Raw genomic sequence first — 23,634 nt, forward strand, 5'->3', positions numbered from 1 at the left:
GGCCCCCTCCCAAGGGGAGGAGGCCTTCACGGAACCTACGACCATCAAGCCGTCGGTGGTTGGTGCACCTTTGTTAGCTTGCCCGCCGCCGTGCGGTCCAGTAGCCACAGCGTCCGGCGGTGTCCTCGGGCGCCCGCTACCGGGAGCTGGGCTTCGTCCGCTCCCGAGAGTGCCAGCGCTACCGCGTCGGCCTTGGCTTCGCCCGCTGTCATCAGCCAGACGTCCTGGGCTCGGCGGATTGCCGGCAGGGTCAGGGAAACGCGCGTCGGTGGGGGCTTGGGGCAGTTGCGCACCGCCACCACCGAACGCTCCTTCTCGTACACCGCCGGGGATTCCGGGAACACCGATGCGGTGTGGCCCTCGCCGCCCAGGCCGAGCAGCATGATGTCGAACGTCGGGACGTCGCCGTCGTCCGGGCCCGCGTTGTCCGCCAGCACCCGTGCGTACGCCTCGGCGGCGGCGTCCGGGTCGTCGCCGAACTCGCCGTCCGATGCCGCTACCGCGTGGACCCGCTTCGGGTCGAGTGGGACGTGGTCCAGCAGGGCCTCGCGGGCCTGCTTCTCGTTCCGCTCGTCCGAATCGGCCGGGACGAACCGCTCGTCGCCCCAGTAGATGTCCAGGCGCGACCAGTCGATCGCGTCGCGCGCGCTCGAGTTCCGCAGCTCGGTCAGCACCGCGATGCCGGTGCCGCCGCCGGTGAGCACCAGCGACGCCGAACCCTTGGCCGCCTGGACGTCCACGAGCCGGGTGACCAGCCGGGCCGCCGCGGCGGCGGCCAGCAGGTCCTGGTTCGCGTGGACGACGACCTCGGTCTTGCTCATGAAGCGCTCTTCTTGCCGTCGGCACCCGCCTTGGCCGGAGTCTTGGCCGGTGCAGGCGCAGCAGCAGCAGCAGCGCCCGCCGCGGCCGGCGAGGTGACGTCCGCCTTGGCCGGCGCGCCCGTCTTGCCGTTCGTGCCGGACGTGATCTTGCCCAGGCCGTGCAGCGCCGCCTCGTAGACCTCGTCCGGGTCGAGCCGCCGCAGCTCCTCGACCAGGCAGTCCTGCGTGCTGCGCCGCTGCAGGGCGATCCGCCGGGTCGGCTGGCCCGGCTGGGTCAACGTGCCGACGCGCCCGTCCGGCCGGTGCAGCTCAACCGCGCCCGAACGACGCTCCAGGGTCACCGAGGTGATCCCGGCCGCGCCCGAGCTCTTGACCCGCTTGACCGGCACCTTCAGGTACTCGGCCAGCCACGCGGCCAGCAGCTCGGTCGACGGCGAGTCGGCCTCGCCGGTCACCGTCGCGGCGGTGATCTTCTCGTACGGCGGCAGGTCCAGCGCGGAGACGAGCTGGGCGCGCCAGTGCGTCAGCCGCGTCCAGGCCAGGTCCGTGTCGCCCGCGGTGTACGCCTTCGCCCGCGTGGTCAGCGACTTGACGGGGCTCTTCTCCGCGGCCGAGTCGGTGATCCGGCGCTGGGCCAGCTCGCCGAGCGGATCCTTGTCCGGGTCCTTCGGGCCGGCGCCGGGCCACCAGCAGACGATCGGCGCGTCCGGCAGCAGCAGCGGGACGACCGCGCTCTGGCCCTGGGCGGCCAGCGGGCCGTAGAGCCGCAGCACGATGACCTCGCTCGCGCCGGCGTCGCCGCCGACGCGGATCTGGCCGTCGATGCGCGGTGACGCGGTGCGCGCGCCCTTGGCGACCACGATCACCCGTGACGGGTGCTCGCGGCTCGCGCCGTTGGCCGCTTCGATCGCCGCTTCGAGGTGGCTGTCGTCGTCGGCCACGATGACCAGCGTGAGCACCCGGCCGAGCGCTACTTGCCCGCCTTGTTCGCGGATCTCCACCAGCTTCTTGTTGAGCAGCGAAGTCGTGGTGGACGGCAGGTCGATGATCACGGGCGCCTCCATTTCCGGCCGGTGCGCTCCAGCATTTCGTCGGCGGACGGCGGGCCCCACGTGCCCGGCGGGTACTGCTCCGGCGCCCCCTCCTTGGCCCAGTGCTCGATGACCGGGTCGAGGATCTTCCAGGACAGCTCGACCTCTTCGTTGACCGGGAACAGCGACGGCTCGCCGAGCAGGACGTCGAGGATCAGGCGCTCGTAGGCCTCGGGGGAGGACTCGGTGAACGCGTGCCCGTACCCGAAGTCCATGGTGACGTCGCGGACCTCCATCGTGGTCCCCGGCACCTTCGAGCCGAACCGCAGCGTGATGCCCTCGTCCGGCTGGACCCGGATGACCAGGGCGTTCTGCCCCAGCTCCTCGGTCGACGTCGAATCGAACGGCAGGTGCGGCGCCCGCTTGAACACCACGGCGATCTCGGTGACGCGGCGGCCGAGCCGCTTGCCGGTGCGCAGGTAGAACGGCACCCCGGCCCACCGGCGGCTCTGCACCTCGAGCGTCACGGCCGCGAAGGTCTCGGTCTTCGAGTCCTTCGCGAAGCCCTCTTCCTGCAGCAGGCCGGGCACCTTCGTGCCGCCCTGCCAGCCGCCCGCGTACTGCCCGCGCGCGGTGGTCTTGCTCAGCGGCCCGATCGCGCTGGTGCCCGAGAGCACCTTGATCTTCTCCGCGCGCAGGGCCCGCGGGTCGAACGACAGCGGCTCCTCCATCGCGGTGAAGGCGAGCAGCTGCAGCAGGTGGTTCTGGATGACGTCGCGGGCCGCGCCGATGCCGTCGTAGTACCCCGCGCGGCCGCCGAGGCCGATGTCCTCGGCCATGGTGATCTGCACGTGGTCGACGTAGTTGGCGTTCCAGATCGGCTCGAACAGCTGGTTCGCGAAGCGCAGCGCCAGGATGTTCTGGACCGTCTCCTTGCCGAGGTAGTGGTCGATGCGGAACACCGACTCCTCGGGGAAGACGTCGTTGACGATCGCGTTGAGCTCTTCGGCGCTCTTCAGGTCGTGGCCGAACGGCTTCTCGATGACGACGCGGCGCCAGGTGTTCTCGTCCGCGTTGGCCAGCCCGGAGCGGGCCAGCTGCTTGGTCACCACCGGGAACGCGCCGGGCGGGATCGACAGGTAGAACGCCGTGTTGCCGCCGGTGCCGCGTTCCTTGTCGAGGTCCTTGACCGTCTGCGCGAGCCGGTCGAAGGCGTCGTCGTCGTCGAAGGTGCCCTGCACGAACCGGATGCCCTCGGCGAGCCGGTTCCAGACCGACTCCTTGAACGGCGTGCGCGCGTGCGCCTTGACCGAGTCGTGCACGAGCTCGCCGAAGTCCTGGTGCTCCCAGTCGCGGCGGGCGAACCCGACGAGCGAGAAGCCGGCGGGCAGCAGCCCGCGGTTGGCCAGGTCGTAGATGGCGGGCATCAGCTTCTTGCGGGCCAGGTCGCCGGTGACCCCGAAGATCACCAGGCTGGACGGCCCGGCGATGCGCGGGAGCCGCTTGTCCCGCTCGTCCCGCAGCGGGTTGCTCCAGGTCATGCTTCCCCCTCCTGAACCGCGACCTCCTGCACCGCGCGGACAACGGCCGCGAGGCCCGCGGCGCGGTCGGTCAGGTGCAGGCGCAGCACCGGGCGGCCGTGCTCGGCGAGCACCTGCCCGTCGCCCAGGGCCTGGGCGTGCTGCAGCTGCCCCAGCGTGTACGGCCGGTCCGGCACGTCGAGGTCCCGCTCCACCGCGCCGGTGAGCTGCAGGAAGACGCCGTTCTGGTGGCCGCCCTTGTGGTACTGCCCGGTGGAGTGCAGGAACCGGGGACCCCAGCCGAACGTGGTCTGCAGGCCGGTGCGCTGGGCGATCTCGCCGCGCAGCAGCGCCGTCGACGCGTCGTCGAGCCGGTCCAGGTAGGCCTGCACCGCGATGTAGCCGGCGTCCGGCGCGGAAGCGAAGAACGCGCGGAGCACGTCGACGAGCTTCCCGTCGGTCGAAACGCCTTCGCTGCCGAAGATCTCGACCGGTCCGTCCACATTGGACGCCGTCTCGCCGCCCTTGAGCTTCTCCGGGTCGTCCAGCAGCGCGCGCGCCGCCTTCTTCGCGGTCTCGACGTCGGGCTGGTCGAACGGGTTGATCCCGAGCAGCCTGCCGGCCAGCGCGGTGGCGAACTCCCAGAGCAGCAGCTGCGCGCCGAGCGAGCCGGTGACGCCGATCTTCGCCCCGCCCTTGGGGCTGCCGACGGACACCGCGGTGGCGTCGGCCTTCGCGTCGGCGAAGCCGGGTGCCTCCGTGCCTTCGACCGCGACCGGCAGCAGGCCGGTGCCCTCCTTGCCGGTGGACTCGGCGATCAGCTGCTCGGCCCAGTCCGGGAACCCCTTGATGCCGGAACCGGAGTCGGCCAGCACGACCTTCTCGGCGCCCTGCTCGTGCGCGGCGGCCCACGCGGCGGCCAGCTTGACCGCCGGGTTGTCCACCGAGTCCGAAGCGAGCTCTTCGGCCGCCGAAGCGGCCTGGTCGAGCAGCCGGGCGACGTCCGCGCCGGCCAGCCCGGCCGGGACGAGCCCGAACGCGGTCAGCGCGGAGTAGCGGCCGCCGACGTGCGGGTCGGCGAGGAAGGTCTTGCGGTAACCCTCCTTTTCGGACAGTGCCTGGAACGGCGAGCCCGGGTCGGTGACGACCACGATCCGCCGCGCCGCGTCGATCCCCGCGTCGGTGAACGCCTTCGCGAAGATCCGCCGGTGGCTGTCGGTCTCGACGGTGCCGCCCGACTTCGACGACACCACGATCACCGTGCGCTCGAGGTCGCCGGCGAGCGCGTCGGCGACCTGGCCCGGGTCGGTCGTGTCGAGCACGGTCAGCGCGACGTCGTCGGTCCCGGTGATCAGCTCCGGCGCGAGCGACGAGCCGCCCATGCCGGCGAGCACCACGCGGTCGACGCCCTCGGACCGCAGTTCGGTGCGCAGCGCCTCGATCTCGCCGATCAGCGGCCGGGACGACTTGTGCAGCGTCGTCCACGACAGCCGGATCGACGCTTCGGATTCGGCGTCCGGTCCCCAGAGCGTGGCGTCCTTCGCGGCCAGCTTCGACGCGGCCTGGTCGGCGACCAGCCGGTCGGCCAGCGGCGCGGCGCGCTCCGCCAGTTCGGCGTCCACGATCTCGACGCCGGTCTTTTCCCCTGTCGTCATGTCGTGCTTCAGCCCTTCGCCTTTTCCAGCTGGCCGTTGACGGTGTCGAGCAGTTCGGTCCAGGACTTCTCGAACTTCTCGACGCCTTCGTTCTCCAGCACCAGGAACACGTCGGTGATGTCGATGCCGACGGCCGAGAGCTTGTCGAAGACCTCCTGCGCCTCGGCGCCGCGGCCGGACACCTGGTCACCCTTGAGCTCGGAGCCTTCGGCGACGGCGTCCATCGTCTTCTCCGGCATGGTGTTGACGGTGTCCTTCACCACCAGGTCGTCGACGTAGAGGGTGGGGGAGTAGTCCGGGTTCTTGACGCCGGTCGAGGCCCACAGCGGACGCTGCGCGTTCGCGCCGTCGGCCGCGAGGGCCTTCCAGCGGTCCGTTGCCGAGAGCTCCTCGAAGGCCGCGTAGGCGAGCCGGGCGTTGGCGACGGCCGCCTTGCCGCGCAGGGCCTTGGCCTCGTCGGTGCCGATCGCGTCGAGCCGCTTGTCGATCTCGGTGTCCACCCGGGACACGAAGAACGACGCGACCGAGTGGATGCCGCGCAGGTCGTGGCCGTTGGCCTTCGCCTGCTCCAGCCCGGCGAAGTAGGCCTCGATGACCTTCTTGTAGCGCTCGACGGAGAAGATCAGCGTGACGTTGACGCTGATGCCCTCGGCGAGCGTGGCGGTGATCGCCGGCAGGCCCTCTTCGGTGGCCGGGATCTTGATCAGCGTGTTCGGCCGGTCGACGGTCTTCCACAGGTCCTGGGCCTCGGCGACCGTCCGGTCGGTGTCCTTGGCCAGGCGCGGGTCGACCTCGATCGAGACGCGGCCGTCGACGCCGTTCGTGGCGGCGTAGACGTCGCGGAACAGGTCCGCGGCGTTGCGCACGTCGGTCGTGGTCAGGTCCCGGATGGTCGCCTCGACGTCGGCGCCCTGGGCGGCGAGCTCCTTCGTCCGCTCGTCGTAGGCGTCACCCTTCGACATCGCGTTGGCGAAGATCGTCGGGTTGGTCGTCACGCCGACGACGTGCTTGTCGCGGACCAGCGCGGCGAGGTTGCCGGTGTTCAGGCGTTCACGCGAAAGGTCGTCCAGCCAGATCGAAACACCGGCCTCGGACAGCTGCGCGAGCTTGTCGTTGCTCATCAATGTCCCTTTCAGTTCTTGGTGTTGGCGATCGAGCGGCGGGCGGCGTCGACGACTGCTTCCGTGGTGAACCCGAACTCACGGAACAGGGTGCCGGCATCGGCGGAGGCGCCGAAGTGCTCGATCGAGACGTTCACGCCGGCGTCACCGGTGAAGCGGTGCCACGACTGGGCGATGCCCGCCTCGACGGACACGCGGGCCTTCACGCCGGCCGGGATGACGGACTCGCGGTAGGCCGCGTCCTGCGCGTCGAACCACTCGACGCACGGCATCGAGACGACGCGCGCCTTGACGCCGTCGGCCTCGAGGACCTTCTTCGCCTCGACGGCGAGCTGGACCTCGGAGCCGGTGCCGATCAGCACCACGTCCGGGGTGCCGTCCGAGTCCGCGAGGACGTACCCGCCCTTGGCGACGCCTTCCGCGCTGGTGCCCTCGAGCACCGGCACGTTCTGGCGGGTGAGCGCCAGGCCGGACGGGTGGTGGATGTCCTCCAGCACGGCCTTCCACGCGTAGGCGGTCTCGTTGGCGTCCGCCGGGCGGACGACGTTGAGGCCCGGGATCGCGCGCAGCGCGGAGAGCTGCTCGATCGGCTGGTGCGTCGGGCCGTCCTCGCCGAGCCCGATCGAGTCGTGCGTCCACACGTAGGTGACCGGCGCCTTCATCAGCGCGGCCAGCCGGACCGGCGGGCGCATGTAGTCGGAGAAGATGAGGAACGTCGCGCCGTACGGGCGGGTGCCGCCGTGCAGCGCGATCCCGTTGAGGATCGAGCCCATGGCGTGCTCGCGGATGCCGAAGTGCAGCGTCCGGCCGTACGGGCTGGTCTTCCACATGTCCGTGGAAGCCTTCTCCGGGCCGAACGAGTCGGCGCCCTTCATCGTGGTGTTGTTGCTCTCGGCGAGGTCCGCGGACCCGCCCCACAGCTCCGGCAGCGGCTCGGCGAGCGCGTTGAGCACCTCACCGGAGGCCTTGCGGGTGGCGACGCCCTTGGCGTCCGGCTCCCACTTCGGCAGGTTGTCGGCGAAGCCCTCGGGCAGCGTGCGGGTGGCCATCCGGTCCGCGATCTTCTTGCGCTCCGGGTTCGCCTCGCCCCACGCCGCGAACTTCTCCTGCCATTCGGCGTGGGCGGCCTTGCCGCGCTCGAGCGCCTGGCGGGTGTGCTTGATGACGTCGTCCTCGACCTGGAACGACTGCTCCGGGTCGAAGCCCAGGATCTTCTTGACCTCGGCGACCTCTTCGGCGCCCAGCGCCGCGCCGTGCGCCTTGCCGGTGCCCATCTTCTTCGGCGCGGGGTAGCCGATGACGGTCCGCACCGCGATGAACGACGGCTTGCCCGTTTCGGCCTTCGCGTTCTTGATGGCCTCTTCGAGCGCGACGACGTCTTCGCCGCCTTCGACGAACTGGGTGTGCCAGCCGTAGGCCTCGTACCGCGCGACCGTGTCCTCCGAAAGGGCGATGTTCGTGTCGTCCTCGATGGAGATCTTGTTGTCGTCCCAGAAGACGATCAGGTTGCCCAGCTCCTGGCGGCCCGCGATGGACGACGCCTCGGCGGTGACGCCCTCTTCGATGTCGCCGTCGGAGGCGATGGAGTAGATGAAGTGGTCGAAGATGCTCTCGCCGGGAGCGGCGTCCGGGTCCAGCAGGCCGCGCTCGCGGCGGGCGGCCATCGCCATGCCCACGGCGTTCGCCAGGCCCTGCCCGAGCGGGCCGGTGGTGGTCTCGACGCCGTCGGTGTGGCGGTACTCCGGGTGACCCGGGGTCTTCGAGCCCCACTTGCGCAGCTGCTTGAGGTCCTCGAGCTCGAGGCCGTAACCGGCGAGGTACAGCTGGATGTAGAGCGTCAGGCTGCTGTGCCCGGCCGACAGCACGAACCGGTCGCGGCCCGGCCAGTTCTGGTCGTTCGGGTCGTGACGCAGCGTGCGCTGGAAGAGCGTGTAGGCCAGCGGCGCCAGGCTCATCGCGGTACCGGGGTGGCCGCTGCCACAGTTCTCGACCGCGTCCGCGGCGAGTACCCGGACGGTGTCCACGGCGCGGGTGTCGGTGTCGGTCCAGTCGGCGGGCGTGTTGCGCCGCAGGAGTGGGTTGTTCTCGCTGGTAGGGGCGGTTTCGGACACTGAACTCCAACTCCCGGTCATGATGGTTGCGGCTGGTCTTCCTCGTTCCGGTTACCCGTGCGCGGGGTCATCTATCTCAATCGATCCCGAAGGGACGATATTCCTGCTCGCGACCCTGCGCAGGGGCAATCGCGGCCCGACCCGGCCAGCCTAGTGCTTGAGCCCGTCGAGGACCCGCGATCACCCACGGGATTCACCACGTCTAACATCGTTCGAGGGTTCAGACCGGCGGTTTTCAGCGGCACCACACGCCTCCGGCATCGGGCCCGCCCCGAACCTGACGCAGGGAGTGAAATGTCGTTGGTGAACGCTGCGCACGGACGCAGTGAGGACACCAGCGCCGTGCACCCGACCGGTGAACGACCGCACGGTGACCGGCGACGCATCCGCCAGGTCGTCGGCGCCTACGCCGCGCTGGCGAAGCCGCGGGTGATCGAGCTCCTCCTGGTGACCACCATCCCGGCGATGTTCCTCGCCGGCCGGCAGATCCCCTCGCCGTGGCTGGTACTGGCCACGCTGCTGGGCGGGACGATGGCCGCGGGCAGCGCGAACGCGCTCAACTGCGTGATCGACGCGGACATCGACAAGGTGATGAACCGCACGAAGCGGCGTCCCCTGGTGAAGGACTCGGTGCCGCGGCGCGGCGCGCTGATCTTCGGCTTGGTGATGGGCGTCGCCTCGGCCGTGGTGCTCTACTTCACGGTCAACATGCTGTCGGCGATCCTCGCGGTCGCGACGATCCTCTTCTACATCTTCGTCTACACGCTCGGCCTGAAGCGGCGCACGTCGCAGAACGTCGTCTGGGGCGGCGCGGCCGGCTGCATGCCGGTGGTCATCGGCTGGGCGGCCGTCACGGGCACCGTCCAGTGGCCGGCGTTTGTGATGTTCGGCGTCATCTTCTTCTGGACCCCGCCGCACACCTGGGCGCTGGGCATGAAGTACCGCGACGACTACGAGCGCGCGGGCGTCCCGATGCTCCCGGTCGTGGCCACCGCCCAGCACGTCGCCAAGCAGATCGTCATCTACTCGTGGGTGATGGTGGCGTGGACGCTGCTGCTGCTCCCGGTGACGTCGTGGCTGTACGGCACGTTCGCCATCCTCGCGGGCGGCTGGTTCCTGTTCTACGCGCACAGCCTCCAGGCCGCGGTCCGCCGCGGCGAGGAGACGAAGCCGATGGCGCTGTTCCACCGCTCGAACACGTACCTGATGATCGTGTTCGTGGCGCTGGCCGTCGACTCGGCCATCGGCCTGCCGACGCTCGGCCTCCCCTTCTGATCCTGGTGAGGCGCGCAGGCGTCGCGCTGGTCGTGATCGTCCTGTTCGCGGCGTTGCTCTACATCGGCGGCCGCAAGGTGTCGCTGGACCAGAACACGCTGCTGGGCACCGGCTGCGCGATCCCTTCGCACGTCACGGCGGTTTCTTCGGCGCCCGACGCGGCCCCCGGTGGCGGCGGAATCCGCGTCGCCGAAACGTCGTCGTCCGGCGTTGTGCTGGAGAACACGAGCACCCAGGTCGGGTACCGGATCCCGGTCGGCTCGGTTGTGGTGCCGCTGCTCACGCCGGGAGCCCACATCGGCGTGGCTGAGGTCGGCTCTGTCGGCCCGGTGACCTGGCTGTCGCCGGAGTCGTTGGGCGGCTTCACGCCGGTGACGGCCACGGTCGTCCCGGGCGACGTCCGCTACCACTCGGCGAACTGCCGGGCGCTGACCAGCCGGGGCGCCGCGGTCCTGCACCGCGACGCCGCCGGTCGGATCGTGGGCGCGGAACGGTTGTCCGCCGATCGGGTGTCGTGTGTACCGGGGGATCGGGAGCTGCCGTTCACCGCCGGGGCGGGTACCGAGGTCTACCCCTACTGCGACCTCGTCAGCGGCTGACCCCGGACCGTCCTTTCCGAAACTCTCAGTGTCTCGCCGCACACTGTGAGAAACTTCCCCGGTTGGGCGCTTAACTCGGGGAGGGTGAATGCCTGATCACGGTGTCGACCTCGCGGTCGACCTCTATCGGATGCTTGTCGTCGCCAAGGACGATCTGCCGTCGGTATCCGCCGTCTACGGTGATGTCATCGCGAAATACGGCCAAGCGAGGTCCGGTTTGGACGGCGTGATGACGCGGCCGGACCATTTCGGCGGTGACGCTCTGGGGCCGGTGCACGCGGCCTGGGTCGAGTTGCACGGCGCCGCGGCGAAGTTCATGACGGACACCCAGTCCAGTCTGAACGACACCGCGGCAGCGCTGGCCAAAGCCGTCGAGATGTACTCGTCGAACGACCGGGCCGCCGCGGACCAGTTGCACAAGCTGATCGCGGAACGTGGCGAGCCCACGCCGGGGCGGTGACGCGTGAGCTTCGAGGAACTGATGGCCCACGCGAGCGAGATCAAGTTCTTGGCGATCAAACGGGCACTCGACGAGCACGAGACCGAGCCGGAATACGCCCGGCAGGGTGTCGACGGCTACTACCAGCAGGTGATCGAACCCCTGTTCAAGCCGTTCTCGCGCATTCCCGACCCGGCCGGTTACCAGCCGACGATCGACGGCTTGTCCGCCGCGATGCACGACTTGTCCGGCGGCCACATCGACCAGGACCCGATCGACAAGAATCCCTATCTGGCCAATCCGACCCTGGAAAAGATGCACACGGCAAGCGACTACCTCCAGGACTGGTCGGGGCAGGCCGCGATGCTCTTCAAGCAGAAGTTCCTCGACCCGTTCCCGGCGATCTCGGCCAACCAGTTCATCCTCACCGCGATCCTCAAGGCGGCGCTGGAGGCCCACCAGGCGATGTGGGCGAAGACCCGGGACGACATCGACAAGATCGCGCACGCCACGATGGACGTGTTCGACAACAAGTGCTGTGACAAGAACACGTGGAACGTGACCTTCACAGTGTTGTCTTCGATCGGAGCCACCGCCGCCGCCGTTCTCACGGTCGCGACGGACGGCGCTGCGGCCCCTCTCCTGCTGTCGGTGGTCGGTGCGGCCGCGCAGGTCGGAGCGACTCTGCCGCCGGACAGTTTGTCGGACCCGCCCAAGGGGGGCGGCGAGACCGCACTGCAGATCATCAACTCGATGAAGGCGACGATCGATCAGTTGACTCTGGTGGTCCAGAAGGCAGAGGCGGTGATCGCCGAGAAGACCTCCGCTGTCACGAGGCTGCTCGGCGAGCACGGTTCGTATTTCGTCTCGGCACGTCCGGCTGTCACCTCCATTCCGGATGGCGAGATCACCGGCAGCGCCGGCCTCGGCGATTCGAACTGAGGAGCGTGATCATGGGAAGACTCGCCGACCGGCTCGACGGCATCCGGGTACGCGTCCGGGCGCCCGGCGCCGACATCGAGGCTGAACTGCGCAATCGGACGGACATCACGATCACATTCGGCGAAAGCGTCTACGAGTTCGCCGACGAACGTGGGCTGGAGCGCTCACTCGCGGCGCTGGCACGCCTGGTTTACGCGGGCTGGCTGCGGCAGTACCGGGCGGCGATCGACGAGTCCGCTCTCGATATCACGCCGAGCGACGAACGGGACCACGCATTCCTCGACGAACGATCGAAGATCGAAGCCAGCGGGAGGTCCAGTGATGGCAGGATCTCCCTGACCTGCGTGGGCATGCAGGAGATATCGGTGGAGATCGTGCCCGGCACGGTTCGTGAGCTGGCCGAAGAACAGTTCGCGGCGCGTGCCAAGGAGGCCGTCACCATCCTGATCCAGGACTACCTGGCGAAGGTCAGCGCCCTGAGGAAGCGGTTCTACGGATGAGCAGGAAAGGTCTCCTGGCCGTGCTCGGTGTTGTCGTCGTCCTCGCCGCCATCGTCGTCTCGGCAGGTGGCAAGCTGCCCTGGACCGGCGGATCCGCCTCGGACGACAGCTGTGACATCCCCGACCGGGCCCCCGCGAGCACACCGGCGTCCGCGCCGGGCGGGATCGAGGTCGTCGAGCAGGGGTTCAGCCAGAGCCCGTCCGGTCTGGTCAGCCTCGGGGCCGTCCTGGAGAACACCTCTGCCGAGGTCGCTCGCCGGATTCCGGTGCGGTTCCGGCTGTTCGACGCCGCGCAACACGAGCTTCCCGAACTGACGACCGGCGAGCTGAGCGTCGAGATTCCCCTGCTCCTGCCCGGTCAGCGGATCGGCGCCGGAACGGGTGCCTACCGGCGGGAAATCCCCGTGGCCGACGCCGAGACCGCCGTGGGATCGAACGCCTGGGTGCCCCGCGCCGCTGTAGGCAGTCTCACGCCCGTCGGCGCGTCTTACCTCCGCACCTCGCACTTCTATCCGGACAACCCGGTGAACGTCGATGTCCACTACCGGGAGGTGTCCACGAACTGCCGGAACCTGGACAGTCGCGACACCACCGTGGTCTTCCGCGATCGCGCCGGCCGGATCGTCGGCGGCGACCACGGCCCGGCCGGCAACACGCTCACCTTCCAGGACACCCATGGCAACGCCATCGTGGTCGAGCGACAGCCCCCGGTCAGCCCGTCGTGTTCGACAGGGGAGCGGGAGACCTGGGTCATCCCGTACGTCGGCGCTCCCGCCACCGCCGATGACTCCCGCACCGAGGTCTACCCCTACTGCGACCTCAGGCCGGAATGATCCCGCCGTGGTCGCCGTTAAACTTGGCTGGCCCTTTTCCTTGAGGCGAAAGCAGGATGCTCTTGTCCGTCTCGCCGGACGACACACACGCCGCCGAGCTCGCTCGTGAGCAGGCGTACGTCACCACCCTCTACACCAAGCTCGACGCCGAACGCGTCGACGCCCAGCGGCGCCTCGACGAGACGCTGCGGCTGACCGGCGGCACCCCGCAGGCCCGCACCGAACGCGACGTCGCGACCACCCTCTACACCGACCGGCTCGCGCAGCTCGGCTCCGTCGAGCAGGGCCTCGCCTTCGGGCGGCTCGACTTCGTGCCCGGCAGCACCGAGGAGACCACCTACATCGGCCGCCTCGGGCTGTTCGACGAGGACGACGACTACCAGCCGCTGCTGGTCGACTGGCGCGCGCCCGTCGCCCGGCCCTTCTACCTCGCCACCGCCGCGTCACCCGACGGGGTACGCCGGCGGCGGCACCTGCGGTCGCTGACCCGCAAGGTCACCGGCTTCGACGACGAGATCCTCGACCTCGCCGCCGCCGACCAGGGGCAGGACCTCGGGCTCGCCGGCGAAGCCGCGCTGCTCGCCGCGCTCGAACAGCGGCGCACGGGTGAGATGAGCGACATCGTCGCGACCATCCAGGCCGAGCAGGACCGGATCATCCGCGCCCCGCTCGGCGGGGTCATGGTCGTGCAGGGCGGGCCGGGCACCGGCAAGACCGCCGTCGCGCTGCACCGTGCCGCCTACCTGCTCTACACCCACCGCCAGCAGCTCACGACCCGCGGCGTGCTCGTCGTCGGGCCGAACAGCACGTTCCTGCGCTACATCGGCCAGGTGCTCCCGTCGCTGGGCGAGACGGGCGTGCTGCTCGCCACCGTCGGGCAGCTCTACCCGGGCCTGGACGCCGACGGTGCCGAGCGGCGCGAGACCGCGGAGGTCAAGGGCCGGCTGGTCATGGCCGACGTCCTCGCCACCGCCGTCCGCGACCGCCAGCGCGTGCCCGACCCGGTGCTGGAGATCGAGTACGAGCACGACGTCCTCAAGCTCGACCGCAAGACCTGCACCGAGGCCCGCACCCGCGCCCGGCGCTCGCGGCGCCCGCACAACCCGGCGCGGCGCCTGTTCGTCTCCGACGTCCTCGACGCTCTGACCCGCCAGGCCTCGCGGAAGCTGGGGGAGGACCTCCTGGACGGTCAGGACCTGCAGGACATCCGCGCCGAGCTGGCCGCGGACGAGCACATCGCCGCCGCGCTGAACGAGCTGTGGCCCGTGCTCACCCCGGAAGGCGTGCTCGACGACCTGTTCGCCGACCGCGAACGCCTCGACAGCGCCGCCCGGAAGCACCTGTCCGACGCGGACCGCGCGCTGCTGGAGAGCAGCCGCGACGCCGCGTGGACGCCCGCCGACGTCCCGCTGCTCGACGAGTTGGCCGAGCTGATCGGCGTCGACGACACCGAGGCCCGCGTCGAGCGCAAACGCCGTGAGCGCGAGGACCGCGCGTACGCCGAGGGCGTGCTCGACATCCTCGAGCAGGACGAGGAGATCATCGACGAGGAGCTGCTGCGCGTCTCGGACGTCCTGGACGCCGAGCTGTTCGCCGAGCGCCAGGTGGAGCGCAGCGAGCTGACCGCGGCCCAGCGCGCGGCGCAGGACCGGACCTGGACGTTCGGGCACGTGATCGTCGACGAGGCCCAGGAACTGTCCGCGATGGACTGGCGGCTGCTCATGCGGCGCTCACCCAACCGGTCGATGACGCTCGTGGGCGACGTCGCGCAGACCGGCGCCGCGGGTGGCGCGCGGTCGTGGGGCGAGGTGCTCTCGCCGTACGTCGAGGACCGGTGGCGGCTCGAGCAGCTGACCGTCAACTACCGCACGCCCGCCGAGATCATGGCGGTCGCGGCGCGCGTGCTGGCCGAGGTCGACGCAGGCCTGGCCGCGCCGTCGTCGGTGCGGGAGAGCGGCGTCCCGCCGTGGTCCGCGCACCCGGCCGACCTCGCGGCGGAGCTGCCGGGTCTGGTGGCCGCGGAGCTGTCCGCAGTGGACGGTGGCACGGTCGCGGTGCTGGTGCCCGCGGGCCGGTTCGACGAGGTCTCCGCCGTGCTCGGCGCCTTCGACGAACGGCTGAGCGTGCTGACGGTCGAGCGGTCCAAGGGCCTGGAGTTCGACGCGGTGGTGCTGGTCGCGCCGGACGAGGTCGTCGCGGGTTCGCCGCGCGGGCTCAACGACCTGTACGTGGCCCTGACGCGGGCGACCCGGCGACTCGGTGTGGTCCGGACCGGTGACGAAGTACCGGCACTCTCCGTGCTTGGCTAGTCTCCCCGGCATGCAGAAAATCGGGAAGATCGTGGTCGTCGCCGCGGCGGCGCTGTCGCTGGCCGCGTGCGGCCAGGACACCAAGACCCAGACGGCCGCACCGGCGGGGCCGCCCGTTCCGTCGTCGTCGGCCGCGCAGGCGCCCCAGAGCAAGGGCCGCGAGTGCACCGCCGACGACGTCAAGTCGACGGGCAAGTTCGGCGAAGCGCCGACGATCACCATCCCCGACGACTGCGATCCGCCGAAGAAGCTGATCACGAAGGACCTGTCCGACGGCACCGGCAACGGCGCGAAGGCCGGCCAGGACCTGAAGATGAACTACACGCTGGTGACCTGGTCGAACAAGCAGAAGCTGGACAGCTCGTTCGACCGCGGCGAGCCGTTCGACCTGCAGCTGGGCGCGGGCCAGGTGATCCCGGGCTGGGACCAGGGCCTGGTCGGCATCAAGCAGGGCGCCCGCCGGCTGCTGATCATCCCGCCGGACCTCGGCTACGGCCAGGGCGGCCAGGGCATCCAGCCGAACGAGACGCTGGTCTTCGTCACGGATGCGGTCTCGGTCCCGGCCTCGTAGCCTCGGGTCCGTGGACACTCATCGCGGTCGCGTGCGCGAATGGCACGTCGACGACGGCTGGGGGGTCGTCGAAGCACCGGGCTTCGACGACCCCGTCTGGGTGCACTACTCGATGGTCGACCCCGGCAGCCGCGGCGTCGGGCCGGGTGGGTTCCGGCAGCTGACCGTGGGCGCCGAGGTCGAGTTCACCGTCGAGCGCGCCGAGCAGGACGGGTTCCACTGGCGCGCCGTGTGGATCACGGAATGAGCAGCAGCTTGCCCGTCGTCCGGCGGCCCTGAAGGTCCTCGTGGGCGCGGCGTGCGTCGGCGAGCGGGTACGTGCCGCCGATGCGGATGTCCAGGTCGCCCGCCAGGACGGCGTCGAACAGCTCCTTCGCGCGCCAGTCCAGCTCTTCGCGCGTGCGGGCGTAGTGGACCGACGTGGGGCGGGTCAGGTAGAGCGAGCCGCCCGCGTTGAGGCGCTGCGGGTCGAACGCCGGCACCGGGCCGCTCGCCGCGCCGAACAGCGCCAGCAGGCCGCGGACCTTCAGGCTCGCCAGGCTCGCGTCGAAGGTGTCCTTGCCGACGCCGTCATACACGACGTCGACGCCTTCGCCGTCGGTCAGCTCGCGGACCCGCTTCGCGAAGTCCTCGCGGTCGTAGCGGATCACCTCGTCGGCGCCCGCGCCGCGTGCCAGCTCGGCCTTCTCGTCGGTCGACACCGTGCCGAAGACCCGGGCGCCGCGGGCCTTCGCCAGCTGCACCAGCAGCAGGCCGACACCGCCGGCGGCCGCGTGCACCAGCACGTCGTGGCCCGGCTTCACCTCGAACGTCGACGCGACCAGGTAGTGCGCCGTGACGCCCTGCAGCATGGTCGCCGCGGCCGTCTCGAGCGAAACGCCTTCGGGCACCTTCACCGCGATCGACGCCGGGAGGACCTTGCGCGCCGCGTAGCTGCCGAGCGAGCCCTGCCAGGCCACGCGGTCGCCGACCGCGAACCCGGTGACGTCCGGGCCGACCGCGGCGACCGTGCCCGCGCCCTCCAGGCCCGGCACGAACGGCAGCTCCATCTTGTAGACGCCCTGGCGCTGGTAGGTGTCGATGTAGTTCACCCCGGCCGCGGCGACGTCCACCAGCAGTTCGCCGGCCTTCGGGGCCGCGACGTCCACTTCGGCCGGTTCGAGCACTTCCGGGCCGCCGGTCTTCGTCACCTGCACTGCGGTGGGCATGCGTCCTCCTCGGAGTCGGGCTTCTACCGGGCACAACTATGGCCGACGCCACGCTGTTCCGCGTTCCGGTCCCTGGTTGGTTATGGTTCGGGACGTGGCTGATTCGGATTCGGAAGAAACGGTTGCGCCCACGTCGGCCCAGCTGACCGCGGCGCGCAAGTTCGTGAAGGCGCACGGCAAGCCGTCCCGCGCGGTCGTGGAGAACATCGGCCGCGCCGGCGCCCGCGTCGTGCTGGTCGGGGCCGACGGCGCGCTCGGCGACGTCGTCGTGCCGGCCGTCGCGACCGGCGAGGCGCTGGTCGAGGCCGTCGAGGACCTCGAAGCCGCTTCGTGGGACGCGGAGACGGTCAAGGCCACCAAGATCGGTGCCGCGCACCGCCGCAAGATGGCCGGCAAGTGAGCCGCACCGCGATCCTCGTCGGCTGCGCCGAACTGCCCGAGGGCGACGGCGACGAGCACGCCGTCCCGGCGGCGCTGACCGAGCTGGGCTTCGACGTCTCGTGGGCGGCCTGGGACGACTCCCGCGTCGACTTCGCCGCCGCCGACGCCGTGATCCTGCGCGCCACCTGGGACTACGCGCCCCGCCGCGCCGAGTTCCTCGACTGGTGCGAGTCCGTGCCGGCGCTGTGCAACCCGGCGGCCGTGGCGCGCTGGAACACCGACAAGTCGTACCTGGCCGAGCTGCTGGACGCGGGCGTGGCGGTCGTCCCGACCACCCTGGTGGAGCCGGGTGAGCCGGCGAAGTTCCCCAAGTCGGCGTACGTCGTCAAGCCGTCGGTCGGCGCGGGTTCCCGCGGCGCGGCCCGCTTCGACGCCGGAGCGGACGCCTCTGCGCACGTGGCTTCCTTGCACGCTGACGGGCACACGGCCCTGATCCAGCCGTACCAGTCCAGTGTGGACACCGAGGGCGAGCTGGCCCTGGTCTACTTCGGCGGCATCTATTCGCACGCCTTCGCCAAGGGCGCGATGCTCGGGTCCACAATGGACGCCTCGGGCCTGTACCTGACGGAGCAGCTGGCGAAGGCCGAGCCGCCGGCCGACGCGATCGCCCTGGCGGAGGACGTCCTGGACGCGGCTTCGGCGCTGCTGGGCATTCTCCGCGCGGAGCTGCTGTACGCGAGGGTGGACCTGGTCCGCGGCGCGGACGGCAAGCCGTTGCTGCTGGAGCTGGAACTGACGGAACCGTCGCTGGGCTTCCGCCAGACGGACCCGGCCGCGGCGATGCGCTTCGCCTCGGCGGTGCGGCAGCAGCTGGCCTAGCCGGCGGCGGCCTCGATGATCGCGGTCAGCTCCGCCGGGTGCGACAGGAACGGCGAGTGCGACGACGGCAGCCGTTCGACGTGCCCGGCGCGCTGGGCCATCGCTTCCTGGGCGAACACCGGGATGGCGTTGTCGTTCTCGCACACGACGTAGGTGCTGGGCACGTCCTTCCACGCGGCCGCGGTGAGCCGGTCACTCGCGACGGCGTAGCTTTGCGGGCGCAACCGCGCGATCGCGGCCGCCGCCGTGTCCGGGTCGACGTCGCCGAAGAAGATCTCGTGCGGGGTCAGCGGGGAGAACAGATCGCCGTCGACCTTCCACCACGACGGCGGCTGCCCACCGACGGTGCCGAGGAGCGACTCGCCCGCGTCGAGCTGGAAAGCCGTGACGTAGACGAGGTGCGCGAGGTTCGGCGCCCCGGCCGCGCCCTCGCTGACCGCCGCCCCACCGTAGGAGTGGGCGACCACGACCGCTGGGCCGTCGATCGCGTCGAGGGCTTCACGAACCGCGCGGGCGTCGTCATGCAGCCCGGGCCGATCATCGGCGGGTGCGACGCTGGGCAGGTCGACGGTCGCCACCGGCCACCCACGGTCGGCCAGCCGCGTCCGGACGGGTTCCCAGCACCAGGAGCCGTGCCAGGCCCCGTGAACGAGCAGCAAGGTCGGACGCGTCATCGGGTCTCCACGGGGCTTGGCGCGGTTCAGGCGCGCCCAGCCCAGTGGAAACCCGGCCGAAGGACCAGCCGGGTTTCCACTGAGCGGAAGCCTGGCCGCGTGATGATCATCGGAATGCCCGGTACGCAACCGTCAGCGCGAGGACGACGACCGCGCCGATCATGGTGACGGCGATGGATCCGGTGATCACGTAAAGACCGCCTATTCCGGTCAGGCCGGCTTTGATCACTTTCCGCAGCCCCCGGGAATCGCTTCCGCGGGTCGTCGGTCGGCCGCCGACTTCTTTGCCCACTGCACTACCCCTCTCTATGGTGTACTAGTACGCCATGGTGTCGAGTGTGCCTCTCGAAGTCTGGGACCAGGAATGATCTTTGATGGTGCGAAGGTGTTTCTGTCGGTCGGACCGGCGCTTTTCTTTTCCTGCCGCTGTCCGGTTCTTCCGCCGCTTGTCGATCTTTGTCCGGAATCGCCGGCGGAGGGCGCGCGGTGACGGCGCAGCCGGACTGTGAACGCCTGGGGAAATCTCCCGAGAAGGCGGCACTGGGATTGCTGGCCAGACGGCAGGACGGGGATCTGCTCGGAACTCTCCGGCGCGCGATCGAATCCTCGGCGAGCGGTTCCCCGACCGCGCTCGCCTGTCTTGTCGACCCGACCGCTTCACTGCCGGCCGCCACGCCCGAGGTGCGCGCACTGGCGATCTGGGGGCTCGTCGTCGACCGGATCGGCAAGCTGGGCTCGGTGCTGGAACCGCGTGAGCACTTCACCCTGCTCGCCGCGTTCCGGCTCCCGCCGGTGCCGGACGGCGGCGCGCGCTGGGCACCGACTCTCCAGGACCGGTTCCGTCAGCTGGCCAAGGTGCGCGGCCTGTTCGGCAGCCGGGAACCTCTGTCGGACACGCCGATGAACCGGGCGTGGGGGAGCGCGCTCGGGACGCTCTGCGACGCCGTGGCGCGAGCCCTCGCGCGTCTCGAGGGGGAAGCTTGGCTGCCCTACGTGGAGATCGGGCGCTCGGCCGCGGAAGGAACCCTGCCCCGAACCGGGGGAGCGGAGGGGTTCCGTGCGCCGTCCGAGGGTGCGCAGCCGGTCTTCGTGGAACAGATGGTCGTCACCGTCGTCATGCGTCGCCGGACAGCGTTGCGCCGCTTCACCAAACGGGTCATCGTGGCTCGCACGGACGGCCTCGACGGTTACGACGTGCACGCGGTGACCGGCTGGTCCGGGAACCTCGGCGATCTCCCCGTCAAGGCCCTGTGGAACTGCCGCCTCGTCGCGCTGCCGGGGGAGTACCCGGGCGATCCCGTGGTACCCAGGCTGCGGTTCCGGCGGAGGCTGCGGCTGAATGAGTCCTACGGTTTCGCTTCCGAAGCGGTCGACGAGCGCTCCTATGAAGAGCGGCAGTGGATCGCCGTCGCCATCGACCACCACGGTGTGGCGCCGGGGAAGCTCGAGAAGGGCGAACCGGTCGCCGGGCTGACGATCCGGGTCAACTTCGACGAGGAATGCCTGCCGGAAGCCTGCTGGTGGTACGCGGAGCAGCTGGAAGTCGAAAGGCTACGCCGGCCGCCGACGGGGGATCCGCGTCTGCTCGACGTCGGGGACGGGTTCGTGCAGCACACCTTCGAGGGGCACTGCCACCCGCGGGAGGAATACGGGATCGCCTTCAGGTGGCCCCGAATTTGAATGGAGTGAAGCCGCAGCTGCCCGATGCGGCTTCCCCTCCCTGGAGACATGGCGTGGATCAGTTGCCGGTGTTGCCGCCGCCTTCTCCGCCGCCACCGCCACGCTTGTGGTGGTGTCGGTGTTCCACGAGTCTGTCTCCTTCACGAATCTCTTGCACAGAGAATCACTCTCTGCGAGAGCAGGTTACCGTGCGGTCAGACGCGCTTCGCGGCCAGCCGGTCCACCCGCGGCCATCGGACGTCGGTCGCCCAGCCGAGTTTCTCGAAGCCCCAGATCACCCGGGCCGAGACGTCCACCTGGCCCCGCAGCACCCCGTGCCGCGCGCACGTCGGGTCGGCGTGGTGGGAGTTGTGCCAGGACTCGCCCATCGACAGGATCGCCAGCGGCCAGAAGTTCGCGGCCTTGTCGCGGCTGGCGAACGGGCGCTCGCCGATCAGGTGGCAGATCGAGTTCACCGACCACGAGACGTGGTGCAGGAACGCGATGCGGACCAGGCCGGCCCAGAAGAACGCCGTCACCGCGCCCCACCACGACCAGGTCAGCAGGCCGCCGAGGGCCGCGGGGAGGGCGAGGCTGAGCGTGATCCACAGCCAGAAGAAGCGGTTGACGACACGCAGGTCCGCGTCCGCCACCAGGTCGGGGGCGAAGCGGTCGGCGTTGGTCACCTCGCGGCCGAACATCCAGCCCATGTGCGCGTGCCAGAACCCGCGCAGCAGCGCCGACGGCGACGTGCCGAACAGCCACGGCGAGTGCGGGTCGCCCTCGCGGTCGGCGAAGGCGTGGTGACGGCGGTGGCTCGCGACCCAGAAGATCACCGAACCCTGCACCGCCATGCTGCCCGCGACGGCCAGCACGATCCGCAGCGGCCGGCTCGCCTTGAACGCGCCGTGCGTGAAGTAGCGGTGGAAGCCGACGGTCACGCCCAGCGTCGCGAAGACGTAGAACACCGCGGCGAGGATCAGGTCGATCCAGGTCATGCCCCAGCCCCACACCAGCGGCACGGCCACGAGCAGCGCCGCGAACGGCACCAGCAGGAAAGTCTTGAGCACGATCATCTCACCGGTGCCGCGGCTGTGGGAGATGAGTGGCTTGGGCGCGGAGCGCGTCGTCATGGCGCGAACCGTAGCCTGCCCGAGTTACAGCGGCGTGGCCGACTGTTGCTCAGGCGGTGGCGAGTTCCGGTTCGCTCGGCGCGGCCGTCAGGGAGACGACCGGGCCGCGGTCGCGGCTGCCGGCCCACAGGGACGCCGTCGCGACGATGACGGTCATCGCGCCGAGCACGTGGAACGACACCATCGCCTCCGGCACGCCCAGCGCGTACTGCAGCGACCCGAGCCCGCCCTGCGCGAGCGCGACCACCCAGACCCAGGTGTAGCGCTGCCACAGGCCCTTCGGCGCGCCGGCGCGCAGCAGCTGCAGGCCGAACACCGCGAGCAGCAGCAGGTAGGCGATGAGCAGCCCGCCGTGGATCTGGGCGAGCGTCTCGACCGAGACGGCGAGGCGGTGGGTGTTGATGTCGCCGCTGTGCGGGCCGGCGCCGGTGACCGTGGTGCCGGCCGCGAGCACGAGCCACATCACGACGGCGAGCACGACCAGCAGCTTGCGGCCCGACGCCGGGACCAGCGACCGCGCGGGCTCGTCGCCCTCGCGGAACGCGCGCAGCAGCAGGACGGCCAGCCAGACCAGGGGCGTGGTGGCGAGGAAGTGGATCGCGACGGTCCACCACTCCAGCTTCGCCAGCACGGTCATGCCGCCGACGACGGCCTGCAGCACGACGCCGCCGGGCATCGTCCAGGCCAGCTTCACCAGGCGCTTGCGCGACGGGTGGTCGATCTGGACGCGCCACGCGGTGAGGACGGCGATCGCGGCGACGGCGATGACGACGCCGGTCAGCATCCGGTTGCCGAACTCGATCCACTGGTTGAGCGCGTCGATGCCCGAGTCGTGCTTCGGCACGAGACTGCCGGCGACGCACTGCGGCCAGGTCGGGCAGCCGAGCCCGGACCCGGTGACGCGCACGATGGAGCCGGTGACGCCGATCAGCGCCTGCGCCAGGACCGCGGCGATCCCGACGGCCCGCTGGATCGCGGCGGAGGGATACGGCAGGCGGGCGACAAGGCTGGTGAACGGCACGGCATCGATGGTAGAGCGCGCGGAAATCCGGCTTTCGGCAGGTCCCGGCGCCCAGAACGCGGCGGCGACCACAAGGGACCAAGGTCACGCCGTCACCGGGACCCGGCTCTGTGACACCAGGGGTCGTGAGTGTTTAGGAGGGTTCTAACCCTTCTAAACACTCACGAGAACTTGCGCCGAGCGTCAGGTGAGCTTCGTCGTGCGGGTCGCCAGTGCGCCCGCGAGGACCGCCCAGACCACCAGGACCGCCATCGGCCCGAGCGCGAACGACCCGTCCACCAGTGCCGCGCGCATGCCCTCGGCCAGCGCTCCCGACGGCAGCAGCTCGACGACCACCGCCATCCCGGACGGCAGCGCGGACGGCGCCAGCAGGATGCCGCCCGCCAGCAGCAGCACGAACCAGACGATGTTCGCCAGCGCCAGCACGGCTTCCGCGCGCAGCGCCCCGCCCAGCAGCACGCCCAGCGCGCCGAACGCCAGTGTCCCCAGCACCAGCAGCAGGACCGCCGAAGCGAGCCCGGAAACCGAAGGCGACCAGCCCAGGAACGCCGCCACCACGCCGATCACCACGGCCTGGAGAAGCACCACCACCAGCGCGGCGATGAGCCGCCCCGCGACCAGCAGCCAGCGCGGCAACGCCGTCGCCGAAAGCCGCTTCAGGACGCCGTAGCGGCGGTCGAAGCCCAGCGCGATGGCCTGGCCGGTGAACGCCGACGACATCACCGCCAGCGCCAGGATCCGCGGGGTGATCCAGTCCACTTTGGACGTCGAGCCCAGCTGGGACGCGGGCAGGATGTCCAGCAGCGACAGGCCGATCAGCAGGGCCAGGGGAATGAGCAGGGTCAGCAGCACCTGCTCGCCGTGGCGCAGGGTCAGGCTTGCCTCGACGCGCGCGTGCGTCCGCAGCATCCGCGTCAACGACCCGCGCCCGGGCGCGGGGGTGAAGGTGCCG

24 protein-coding genes are annotated in these 23,634 nt (G+C 70.5%); 12 read left to right on the forward strand and 12 right to left on the reverse strand.

The features are described 5' to 3' along the window. Positions 1 to 44 precede the first annotated feature (44 nt). Genes pgl through tkt form a run of 6 tightly spaced genes read right to left on the reverse strand, consistent with a single transcriptional unit; the run spans position 45 to position 8,259 of the window. Positions 45 to 821 carry a 6-phosphogluconolactonase gene (gene pgl, locus OG439_RS03490; RefSeq protein ID WP_326947865.1) on the reverse strand — a complete coding sequence of 259 codons (777 nt, stop codon included), beginning with the start codon at positions 819 to 821 and terminating at the stop codon, positions 45 to 47. Beyond that, positions 818 to 1,873 (reverse strand): glucose-6-phosphate dehydrogenase assembly protein OpcA, encoded by a 1,056-nt coding sequence (opcA, locus tag OG439_RS03495; protein ID WP_326947866.1) that lies wholly within the window; start codon positions 1,871 to 1,873, stop codon positions 818 to 820. Before opcA ends, pgl begins: the two co-directional genes overlap by 4 nt. Then, a complete protein-coding gene (zwf, locus tag OG439_RS03500) occupies positions 1,870 to 3,393 on the reverse strand; it encodes a glucose-6-phosphate dehydrogenase (protein ID WP_326947867.1) in 1,524 nt (507 codons plus the stop codon). The genes opcA and zwf overlap by 4 nt, the downstream gene beginning before the upstream one ends. After that, on the reverse strand, positions 3,390 to 5,027 hold the full coding sequence (locus tag OG439_RS03505) for a glucose-6-phosphate isomerase (RefSeq protein WP_326947868.1): 1,638 nt from the start codon (positions 5,025 to 5,027) through the stop codon (positions 3,390 to 3,392). The genes zwf and OG439_RS03505 overlap by 4 nt, the downstream gene beginning before the upstream one ends. A gap of 8 nt (positions 5,028 to 5,035) precedes the next feature. Continuing rightward, positions 5,036 to 6,148: a transaldolase gene (gene tal / locus OG439_RS03510; RefSeq protein ID WP_326947869.1), complete on the reverse strand. Its 1,113-nt coding sequence runs from the start codon at positions 6,146 to 6,148 to the stop codon at positions 5,036 to 5,038. Between the two features lie 11 nt (positions 6,149 to 6,159). Beyond that, the gene (tkt, locus tag OG439_RS03515) at positions 6,160 to 8,259 is read right to left on the reverse strand and encodes a transketolase (RefSeq protein ID WP_326947870.1); all 2,100 of its coding nucleotides are present in this window, start codon (positions 8,257 to 8,259) and stop codon (positions 6,160 to 6,162) included. Between the two features lie 294 nt (positions 8,260 to 8,553). On the opposite strand from tkt, the gene OG439_RS03520 reads away from it, so the two are divergent. From OG439_RS03520 to OG439_RS03560, 9 genes are all read left to right on the forward strand, one after another. Next, entirely contained in the window at positions 8,554 to 9,534 is a 981-nt protein-coding gene (locus OG439_RS03520) for a heme o synthase (protein WP_326947871.1), read from the forward strand. A gap of 32 nt (positions 9,535 to 9,566) precedes the next feature. Then, on the forward strand, positions 9,567 to 10,133 hold the full coding sequence (locus OG439_RS03525; RefSeq protein WP_326947872.1) for a hypothetical protein: 567 nt from the start codon (positions 9,567 to 9,569) through the stop codon (positions 10,131 to 10,133). An 88-nt stretch (positions 10,134 to 10,221) separates the two neighbouring features. Further along, the gene (locus OG439_RS03530) at positions 10,222 to 10,593 is read left to right on the forward strand and encodes a hypothetical protein (protein ID WP_326947873.1); all 372 of its coding nucleotides are present in this window, start codon (positions 10,222 to 10,224) and stop codon (positions 10,591 to 10,593) included. A gap of 3 nt (positions 10,594 to 10,596) precedes the next feature. Further along, the gene (locus tag OG439_RS03535) at positions 10,597 to 11,514 is read left to right on the forward strand and encodes a hypothetical protein (protein ID WP_326947874.1); all 918 of its coding nucleotides are present in this window, start codon (positions 10,597 to 10,599) and stop codon (positions 11,512 to 11,514) included. A gap of 11 nt (positions 11,515 to 11,525) precedes the next feature. Then, a complete protein-coding gene (locus OG439_RS03540) occupies positions 11,526 to 12,014 on the forward strand; it encodes a hypothetical protein (RefSeq protein ID WP_326947875.1) in 489 nt (162 codons plus the stop codon). Beyond that, positions 12,011 to 12,847 (forward strand): hypothetical protein, encoded by an 837-nt coding sequence (locus OG439_RS03545; protein WP_326947876.1) that lies wholly within the window; start codon positions 12,011 to 12,013, stop codon positions 12,845 to 12,847. Before OG439_RS03540 ends, OG439_RS03545 begins: the two co-directional genes overlap by 4 nt. Positions 12,848 to 12,903: 56 nt before the next feature. Then, entirely contained in the window at positions 12,904 to 15,156 is a 2,253-nt protein-coding gene (locus OG439_RS03550; protein ID WP_326947877.1) for a HelD family protein, read from the forward strand. A 10-nt stretch (positions 15,157 to 15,166) separates the two neighbouring features. Then, positions 15,167 to 15,727 (forward strand): FKBP-type peptidyl-prolyl cis-trans isomerase, encoded by a 561-nt coding sequence (locus tag OG439_RS03555; RefSeq protein WP_247049199.1) that lies wholly within the window; start codon positions 15,167 to 15,169, stop codon positions 15,725 to 15,727. Between the two features lie 10 nt (positions 15,728 to 15,737). Next, a complete protein-coding gene (locus tag OG439_RS03560; protein WP_326947878.1) occupies positions 15,738 to 15,974 on the forward strand; it encodes a cold shock domain-containing protein in 237 nt (78 codons plus the stop codon). Here OG439_RS03560 and OG439_RS03565 read toward each other — a convergent pair. Beyond that, positions 15,964 to 16,935 carry a quinone oxidoreductase family protein gene (locus OG439_RS03565; protein ID WP_326947879.1) on the reverse strand — a complete coding sequence of 324 codons (972 nt, stop codon included), beginning with the start codon at positions 16,933 to 16,935 and terminating at the stop codon, positions 15,964 to 15,966. The genes OG439_RS03560 and OG439_RS03565 overlap by 11 nt on opposite strands. Positions 16,936 to 17,029: 94 nt before the next feature. Here OG439_RS03565 and OG439_RS03570 point away from each other — a divergent pair, with 94 nt between their 5' ends. Continuing rightward, a complete protein-coding gene (locus OG439_RS03570) occupies positions 17,030 to 17,335 on the forward strand; it encodes a hypothetical protein (protein WP_326954680.1) in 306 nt (101 codons plus the stop codon). After that, a complete protein-coding gene (locus OG439_RS03575; RefSeq protein ID WP_326947881.1) occupies positions 17,332 to 18,195 on the forward strand; it encodes an ATP-grasp domain-containing protein in 864 nt (287 codons plus the stop codon). Before OG439_RS03570 ends, OG439_RS03575 begins: the two co-directional genes overlap by 4 nt. Here the strand turns inward: OG439_RS03575 and OG439_RS03580 are convergent. Further along, positions 18,192 to 18,869, reverse strand: coding sequence for an alpha/beta fold hydrolase (locus OG439_RS03580; RefSeq protein WP_326947882.1), 678 nt, complete (start codon positions 18,867 to 18,869; stop codon positions 18,192 to 18,194). The genes OG439_RS03575 and OG439_RS03580 overlap by 4 nt on opposite strands. A 106-nt stretch (positions 18,870 to 18,975) precedes the next feature. Then, on the reverse strand, positions 18,976 to 19,161 hold the full coding sequence (locus OG439_RS03585; RefSeq protein WP_326947883.1) for a hypothetical protein: 186 nt from the start codon (positions 19,159 to 19,161) through the stop codon (positions 18,976 to 18,978). A 194-nt stretch (positions 19,162 to 19,355) separates the two neighbouring features. On the opposite strand from OG439_RS03585, the gene OG439_RS03590 reads away from it, so the two are divergent. After that, positions 19,356 to 20,549 carry a hypothetical protein gene (locus OG439_RS03590; RefSeq protein WP_326947885.1) on the forward strand — a complete coding sequence of 398 codons (1,194 nt, stop codon included), beginning with the start codon at positions 19,356 to 19,358 and terminating at the stop codon, positions 20,547 to 20,549. Positions 20,550 to 20,743: 194 nt separating this feature from the next. Here the strand turns inward: OG439_RS03590 and OG439_RS03595 are convergent, their stop codons facing one another. The 3 genes from OG439_RS03595 to OG439_RS03605 all read right to left on the reverse strand — a co-directional run bounded on the left by OG439_RS03595 (position 20,744) and on the right by OG439_RS03605 (position 23,591). Next, positions 20,744 to 21,661 (reverse strand): acyl-CoA desaturase, encoded by a 918-nt coding sequence (locus tag OG439_RS03595; protein WP_326947886.1) that lies wholly within the window; start codon positions 21,659 to 21,661, stop codon positions 20,744 to 20,746. A 49-nt stretch (positions 21,662 to 21,710) separates the two neighbouring features. Then, positions 21,711 to 22,682, reverse strand: a complete 972-nt coding sequence (locus OG439_RS03600) for a COX15/CtaA family protein (protein WP_326947888.1) — start codon at positions 22,680 to 22,682, stop codon at positions 21,711 to 21,713. A gap of 183 nt (positions 22,683 to 22,865) precedes the next feature. After that, on the reverse strand, positions 22,866 to 23,591 hold the full coding sequence (locus OG439_RS03605) for an ABC transporter permease (RefSeq protein WP_326951483.1): 726 nt from the start codon (positions 23,589 to 23,591) through the stop codon (positions 22,866 to 22,868). Positions 23,592 to 23,634: the final 43 nt, after the last annotated feature.

The sequence above is a fragment of the Amycolatopsis sp. NBC_01307 genome (assembly GCF_035975215.1).
Taxonomy (GTDB): domain Bacteria; phylum Actinomycetota; class Actinomycetes; order Mycobacteriales; family Pseudonocardiaceae; genus Amycolatopsis.